Here is a 7,379-nt window from a genome sequence, read left to right as displayed (position 1 = left end):
GGGCCGGCTGCGGCGCCGCGCCCGTGGGCGCCGACACGGCCGCCGGCGGCAGGTAGGCGCGGATCGGCCACTGGCGGTCGAGCACGAGCAGCACACCGCGCGCCAGGTCCGCGTCCGTCTCGGGCGTCCAGCCCCGCTCCCCCTCGCCCCCGGCCGCCGGGTCCGGGAAGCCGTCCTGGGTGGCCGGCGCGCTTCTGCCGGTGGCACTGGCTCCGGCCCAGTCGGGGCCGAGGACGAGTGCCAGCAGCCTGCGCAGCAGCTCCGCCGCGTCCGGCCGGGCCGCGGCGTCCTTGCGCAGCGTCTCGCCCACCAGCCCCGCGAGGTCCTCCGGGATGCCGGCCAGGTTCGGCGGGTCGTGGCGCACCCGGAACAGCACCGCGTCGGTGGGGCCGGCGCCGAAGGGGGTCCGCCCGGTCGCCGCGTAGGCCACGGTGCAGCCCCAGGCGAACACGTCCGCGGGTGGCCCGACGACGTCGATGCCGTTGAGTTGCTCGGGGCTCATGTAGCCGGGGGTGCCGACCGGGGTGCCCACCCGGGTGAGGACGGTGACGTCGGTGGCGAGCGCGATCCCGAAGTCGACGACCTTGGGACCGGACTGGGTGAGCAGCACGTTGCCCGGCTTGAGGTCGCGGTGCACGACGCCGGCGCGGTGCACGGCCAGCAGCGCCTCGGCGAGCCCGACCGCCAGCGTCCGCAGCGACGGCCCGGTGACCGCCCCGTTGCGCAGGATCCAGTCGGCGAGCGTGGGCCCGGCGAGGAACTCGGTGGCGAGGTAGGGCGGATACCAGTCGGGGTCGGCGGCATACACCCGGGCGGTGCACACGCCCCGCACCCGGCGCATCAGCTCGATCTCGCGGCGGAACCGGGCACGGAACTCCGGCGCGTCGGCCAGCTCCGCGCGGATCACCTTCACCGCCACCGGCGTCTGCCCGAGCACGCCGTAGTAGACGATGCCCATGCCGCCGGCGCCGATCCGCGCCATCAGCGTCGTCGGCCCCAGCCGCACCGGCAACGCGATATCCTGCACGCCGACCGCTCTCCGATGCTGTCTAGACCCGTCGCTGTCCCGACCGTCGCGCCGCGCCGGCACGGCGCGACCACCGCGCCGCGCGACGCCCTGCCTGTCGGCGCCGTGCCTTCCCCGTCGTGCCCGGCCCCGTTCCGCGCTGTTCGTGGTCACATTACCGCCGGGGCGTCGGCGTGAACTGCCCTGGAGCGCACCCGGTCCGACACCGCAGGCGTCTCCCCGTTGGCGGCCGTTCGCGACTTCTGGCTCGTGAGCCTGGCGGGCCACCCGGTGGGACGAAACCGGGCCGCGGCGCCGTGCCTGGCGCCGCTGTCGGGCATTCGAAAACCGCCCTGGCCGGGCGGGATGTCAACCGGTGGATATCGAACTGCCGACGGTCCGAAACAGTCGACGGCTATCGTCGCGCCGCACGTGCGCGTACCGAAGGTCGGGGGCCGATGGTCCGGCCGGACGGCGCCGACGCGGTCTCGCGCCCGCCGGCCCGTCCCGAGCGGAAGGACGGGCGAGATGCGGATGCCACGGCCGAGCGCGGCCTGGGTCGGGACGCTGAACACCGACGCGCGGGGATGCGGCTCCGTCCGCGAGGTGATCCTGCGCGAGGTCAAGAGGGTCGTCCTGGACGGCGCGGCGGCACCGGGCTCCCCCGTCCCCGTCGACGAGGTCGCCGCGCACTACCAGGTGAGCCGGATACCCGTCCGCGAGGCCTTGATGAGCCTGGTCGGCGAGGGGCTGGTCGTGCACCGCGCCCGCGGCGGTTACACGGTCGCGGCGCTCACGCCGGCGGAGATGCGCGAGTTCTACGTCGTGCGGGAGGTGCTGGAGGCCGCGGCGCTGACGGCGGCGGTGCGGCGGGCGACGGCCGAGGACGACGCGAGGGCGCTTGCCGCCCATGAGGCGATGGCGCGGGCGGTCGAGACGGGCGACTCGCGCGGCCACCACCGGGAGAGCCGCCGTTTCCACCTCGCGCTGGTCGGTCCCGCCGGGATGGCCCGGCTGGAGCACATGTACATCTCGGCCTGGAACGTCACCGAGCCCGTCCGGCCGATGGACTACGCGTCCCGGGATGCCGTCGAGGCGCTGGTCACCGACCACGAGCGAATGCTGCGGGCCTTCGTCGACCGCGATGTCGACACATTGTTGGCCGCGTCACGTGCGCATCATTCCCGCCTGCAGACCGTCGTCGCGGCGCTGCCCGAGGAGTCAGCCCGATTCCCCGCCTGAACCGCGCGCGGCCGGCATCCCAGCGCCGGCGCGCACGAGCACGAGCACGAGCACAGATATATCTCGCCGTTGACGGTGGTGAAACAGCAAGATCCTAGCCTGACTCCAGGCACGCCGGCCGCCTCGCCCGACCATCGCACACGCCCAAGCACCGGTCCCGAAGCCGATTTCCGCGCGTCTTTCCCTGTCCTGTCCGCCGCCGCGGAAATCCGTGCGTGGGTGGATTCTCCGCGCGCCCACACGCGGAGAATCCACCCGCGCGCGGCCAGGTGGCGGCCGGAGAAGACGCGGGAGATCCGCGGCGGGAACGCCGCCAGAGCGCCACCCGCCAGAGCGCCACCAGAGCCAAGTAAGGAAGTGAGCGAGAATGAGCGAGCTCGCCGCGGTTCCCGGCCCGCCGGGCGTGACCGCCGGACACGACGACATGGTAGAGGCCGCGGGCATGCCCATCGGCGCGGGCCTTCTCAAGCCGGGGTATGACCCACGGCTGGCAAACGAGGACCTGGCCCCGCTGCGCAAGCAGACCTGGTCCTGGTACAACATCTTCGCATTCTGGATGTCCGACGTGCACAGCGTCGGCGGGTACGTGACCGCCGGCAGCCTCTTCGCCCTTGGCCTCGCCGGCTGGCAGGTGCTCGTCGCGCTGGTCGTCGGCATCACGATCGTGAACTTCTTCTGCAACCTCGTCGCGCGGCCGAGCCAGCAGGCGGCCGTCCCCTACCCGGTGATCTGCCGAGCACCGTTCGGCGTGCTGGGCGCGAACGTCCCGGCCATCATCCGCGGCCTCATCGCGGTCGCCTGGTACGGGATCCAGACCTACCTCGCCTCGGCCGCCCTCAACGTGGTGCTGATCAAGCTGTGGTCGGGCCTCACCCCGTACGCCGACGTCGACCAGCACGGCTTCCTCGGCCTGTCGACGCTCGGCTGGATCACCTACGCGGTGCTGTGGGTCCTGCAGGCGGCGGTGTTCTGGACCGGCATGGAGACGATCCGCCGGTTCATCGACTTCTGTGGCCCGGCGGTCTACGTCGTCATGTTCGCGCTCACCGGCTACCTCATCTACAAGGCCGGCTGGAGCGAGCTGTCACTGAACCTCGGCGGCGAGCGGTCCGGCAACGCCTCGACGTTCTCCCTGATGGCCGGCGCGATCGCGCTCGTCGTCTCCTACTTCTCGGGCCCGATGCTCAACTTCGGCGACTTCTCCCGCTACGGGAAGAACTTCGGCTCGGTGCGCACCGGCAACTTCCTCGGCCTGCCGGTGAACTTCCTGCTGTTCTCCCTCCTCGTCGTCTTCACCGCCTCGCTGACCGTCCCGGTATACGGCGAGCTCATCACCGACCCGGTCGAGACCGTCGCCCGCATCGACTCGACGACCGCGATCGTCCTCGGCGCGCTGACCTTCACCATCGCCACCATCGGCATCAACATCGTGGCGAACTTCATCTCCCCCGCGTTCGACTTCTCGAACGTCAGCCCGCAGCGGATCAGCTGGCGCGCCGGTGGCATGATCGCCGCGGTCGGCTCGTTCCTCATCACGCCGTGGAACCTGTACAACAACCCCGACGTCATCCACTACACGCTGGAGACGCTGGGCGCCTTCATCGGCCCGCTGTTCGGCGTGCTTATCTGCGACTTCTACCTGATCCGCAAGAAGGTGGTCGTCGTCGACGACCTGTTCACCCTCAGCCCGCGCGGCACCTACTTCTACCGCAAGGGCGTGAACCCGCCGGCCGTCATCGCGACCGCCGTCGGCGCCGTCATCGCCGTCATCCCGGTGGTGGTTCCCGACTCGGCCGTCGGCTGGATGGACACCGCCGCCCAGTACAGCTGGTTCATCGGGATGGGCCTGGGCTTCGCCGTCTACTACCTGCTCGCCAGCCGCTCGGCGGTCACCGCGACGTCGCTGCGGCCGGCCGGCGACCCAGCCAGCGACCCGGCCGCCGCGGCCACGGCCGCGGCGAGCATCCCGGCGCAGCCGACGCCGAACCCGGCGCCGGTCGCGCCCGAGGCATAGCCGCCCCCGATGCCCACGACGCAGGAAGAGCGGCCCGCCCTGACCCCGGGGGCCGCTCCCGCGGCCGAGGCGCACCCCGCGACCGCGGCGGGCCCTGAAGGCTCCTCGACCGCCCCGACCGGGCCGTTGATCAGGGTCATCAACCCGAACACCTCCCGCGCGATGACCGAGCTGATCGGCACCAGTGCCCGGCAGGTGGCCCAGCCCGGCACCCGGATCGAGGCGACCAGCCCCGCGATGGGGCCGGCGTCGATCGAGAGCCACTACGACGAGGCGCTCGCCGTGCCCGGCGTGCTGGCCGAGATCGCGCGCGGCGAGGAGGCCGGGGCGGCCGGCTACGTGATCGCCTGCTTCGGCGACCCTGGTCTCGACGCGGCCAGGGAGCTGGCCCGCGGCCCGGTCATCGGGATAGCCGAGGCGGCGATGCGCGCGGCGAGCTTCCTCGGCCGGTCGTTCGGCGTGGTGACCACCCTCGGCCGCACCCGCGGCCGGACGTGGGACCTGGCCGACCGGTACGGCCTGCGGGTGCTGTGCTGCGGCGTCCGGGCCTGCGAGGTGCCCGTGCTGGAGCTGGAGACGGACCCGCTGGCGAGGGCGAAGGTCCTCGCGGAGTGCCGCGCGGCGGTGGCCGACGACGAGGCGGAGGTGATCGTTCTCGGCTGCGCAGGCATGGCCGACCTGTGCCAGGCGCTCACGGCCGAGCTCGGCGTCCCGGTCGTCGACGGCGTGGCCGCCGCGACCGTCCTCGTCGAGGGCCTGATCCGCCTTGGCCTGGCCACCAGCCAGCGCGGCGAGTACGCCGCGCCGCCGCCCAAGCCCTACACCGGCCTGCTCGCGCCGTTCGGAGGCGCCGGCCAGTCGTCTCACTGACCCCGCGCCGCCATGCCCTTCGCCGTGTGACCCACCGGACGGACGCCGGTTGAGGTCGGGCCGCCCGTCCGTGGACGGCGGCCAGGCGTCACGCGCCGGCCTGTCCGACCAGGTCAGGGCTGGAGGTGACGGGTTCGGCGGGAGCGGCCAGCTCGGCGGACCCCGCGAGCTCTGCGGACCCCGCAAGCTCGGCGGACTCAGTGGCGCTGGCGGAAGCGGCGGGGGCGGCAAGGTCGGCGGACCCGGCAGGTTGAGCGGGAGAGCCGGGCTCGACGGACCCGTCGGACGCAGCGGCCCCGGCAGACTCGGCGGGAGTGGCGGGAGCAACGGACGGGTTGTCGACGAGGACGGGCGCGTCGACGATCCAGGCGCGCAGGTGGGCCATCTCCTCGACGGACAGCTCCATCCGGGCGTTCTGGCAGAGCACGACGGCATTGTCTGCGAACGCGCAGGCCAGCGTGCCCGCGTCGTCGCCCGGGCGCGGCGGCCGGCCGGCGTACAGGAGGCCGTTGAGGACGAAGTTCACCGCGCCCCGGCCGACGTGCTCGCCGCGCTGGGCGCACCGGTCGCGGACGGCGCGTGAGGTGCCGGTCCGACTGAACCCGTGCCCGCCGACCTCGGCGGCGAGCTCCTCGAACAGCGTCCGGAACTCGCGCGAGGACAGCCGCGGGATGTCGGTGACCTGAGAGATCCGGTTGACGAGGTCGGCGCGCGGGCCGTCCTGGTCGGACTGGCCCGTGCCGGACGCCTGGCCACTGGGCGGTGGGCTGTGCCTGCGCGGATCGTAGATGTACTCCGGCGCGGCGGAGATCGCGAGCCCCGGCAGGTCGGCCTGGGCTAGCAGCTTCTTGAACGAGCCGGTGCCCGCCCAGCCGTCGGTGACATCCTGGCCGAGGTCCGCGCGTACCAGCTGGGCGGCCGAGGCCAGCGTGATCGGCCGGTCGGACGCGACGACCAGTTCGTGGACCCTGGCGGCGATGACCCGGCGCAGCTGGCTGTCGTACTGGCCGTTCGGCGGGGCCGGGATCGGAACGAACCCAGGGGCGGGCGGGTGCGTCGGCACCGGGGAGAGCAGGGGGGACAGCGCGGGCGACGCGGCCGGGGGCCGTGGCGAAGCGAGGGGACGCCCAGACGCCGATAAGTGTCCCGGGGTGAGGTCCGTGGAAGCCGATAAGGACCGCGGCGGGCCCTCGGTGTGTGATCCCCACCGCCCGTCGGCCACCGCTCCGGCGGCGGCCGGGTCCCCGGGCGCCGGGCCGCTCGCCGGACGGCTCGCGCCGGACGAGTCCCGGTGCGCATCGGAGGTCACCTGGCCGGCGTGGACGAGCGCGGCCGGCTCGCCCGGATGCGCCCCGGCCCCCGACAGCGCGGCGACCTGGCCGGCCGCGTGACCGATCCCGTTCAACGCCGGGGCGGTGTCGTGGGCGTGGGCATATCCGTGCGCGCCGGCGTAGCCATGAGATCCGCCGTAGACCTGCGCGCCGGCGTTGCCGACCAGCGGCCGGGACTCGGCGGACAGCGCCTCGTCGATGAACGCGTCCTCACCGACGACGTGGTCGCAGGCAGCGCGGAACGCCCTGGCCGACGGCCCGCTGGTAATGATCACCGTTCGGCGGTCGTGGGCGCGTAACCGAAGCATGACCGGGGTGTAATCCGCATCGGCCGACAGCAGAATGACCTCGTCGAAACGGGTCGGATGGACGAGGATGTCCAGAACATCGATGACGATGTGAATGTCGGCCGAGTTCTTCCCCGCGGCGGTGAGCGGCGGACAGTCGACGACGTGGAAGCCCGCTCGCGTGAAATACGCCCGGTAGCGTGCGGAGCTCACCGGGTTCAGATAGCAGTACCGGATGAGAAGGTCCCTGCGGAAGTCATCCGTCGCGAGCGCTGGATAGCCGAGCTTCTCCAGCCAGCCGAGCCAGCCCTGCGGATTAACCGCGAACCGGTTGGCGGCGGCGGGATCCAGCCGCTGCAGCCCCATGTGGATGTTCTCGAAGTCGACGAACAGGGCGCTGCGGACCCGTAACGGGACCTGCTGCCCCTCACCCACCGCGTTCATGTCGGCCATCGTGCCGGATCGAGCCGCGCCAACCAAGTCTCGCGCGCGCCAATCGAAGGAGCCGTTCACCCAACATCGACATAACGTGACTAATTGGACGCTCCACGTTCCGATCTGACCCCTCGGCCGCCAGAAGACCCTTCCGGTTCTGCCGATGGTAACGAGGAGGACACACCCGAAGGACT

Annotated in this window: 5 protein-coding genes; 3 read left to right on the top strand and 2 right to left on the bottom strand. The window is 72.6% G+C overall.

Translation table 11 applies throughout. The features are described from left to right. Window positions 1-1,006: serine/threonine-protein kinase (locus tag FRCN3DRAFT_RS44930; RefSeq protein WP_232794296.1), on the bottom strand; the 1,006-nt coding region annotated here is incomplete at its 3' end. Window positions 1,007-1,534: 528 nt separating this feature from the next. Between FRCN3DRAFT_RS44930 and FRCN3DRAFT_RS0217345 the strand changes: the two genes are divergently transcribed. From FRCN3DRAFT_RS0217345 to FRCN3DRAFT_RS0217335, 3 genes are all read left to right on the top strand, one after another. Further along, entirely contained in the window at window positions 1,535-2,248 is a 714-nt protein-coding gene (locus tag FRCN3DRAFT_RS0217345; RefSeq protein WP_007519320.1) for a GntR family transcriptional regulator, read from the top strand. A 367-nt stretch (window positions 2,249-2,615) separates the two neighbouring features. Further along, complete coding sequence (locus FRCN3DRAFT_RS0217340; RefSeq protein WP_007519322.1) at window positions 2,616-4,262, top strand: NCS1 family nucleobase:cation symporter-1; 1,647 nt, start codon at window positions 2,616-2,618, stop codon at window positions 4,260-4,262. A 9-nt stretch (window positions 4,263-4,271) separates the two neighbouring features. Then, a complete protein-coding gene (locus tag FRCN3DRAFT_RS0217335; RefSeq protein WP_007519324.1) occupies window positions 4,272-5,132 on the top strand; it encodes an aspartate/glutamate racemase family protein in 861 nt (286 codons plus the stop codon). 88 nt (window positions 5,133-5,220) lie between these two features. Here FRCN3DRAFT_RS0217335 and FRCN3DRAFT_RS44925 read toward each other — a convergent pair whose 3' ends face one another. Next, window positions 5,221-7,194, bottom strand: a complete 1,974-nt coding sequence (locus tag FRCN3DRAFT_RS44925) for an NYN domain-containing protein (protein WP_063630159.1) — start codon at window positions 7,192-7,194, stop codon at window positions 5,221-5,223. Window positions 7,195-7,379: the final 185 nt, after the last annotated feature.

Origin of the sequence: Pseudofrankia saprophytica (genome assembly GCF_000235425.2) — a bacterium.
Taxonomy (GTDB): Bacteria; Actinomycetota; Actinomycetes; order Frankiales; family Frankiaceae; genus Pseudofrankia; species Pseudofrankia saprophytica.
Note: the sequence above shows the minus strand (reverse complement) of the source record. Positions and strands in the feature narration are given on the sequence as shown.

Bases quoted from the DNA above. Each gene is read 5' to 3' on its own strand.
- FRCN3DRAFT_RS0217345 (WP_007519320.1), top strand. From the start codon at position 1,535: ATGCGGATGCCACGGCCGAGCGCGGCCTGGGTCGGGACGCTGAACACC.
- FRCN3DRAFT_RS0217340 (WP_007519322.1), top strand. From the start codon at position 2,616: ATGAGCGAGCTCGCCGCGGTTCCCGGCCCGCCGGGCGTGACCGCCGGA.
- FRCN3DRAFT_RS0217335 (WP_007519324.1), top strand. From the start codon at position 4,272: ATGCCCACGACGCAGGAAGAGCGGCCCGCCCTGACCCCGGGGGCCGCT.
- FRCN3DRAFT_RS44925 (WP_063630159.1), bottom strand. From the start codon at position 7,194: ATGAACGCGGTGGGTGAGGGGCAGCAGGTCCCGTTACGGGTCCGCAGC.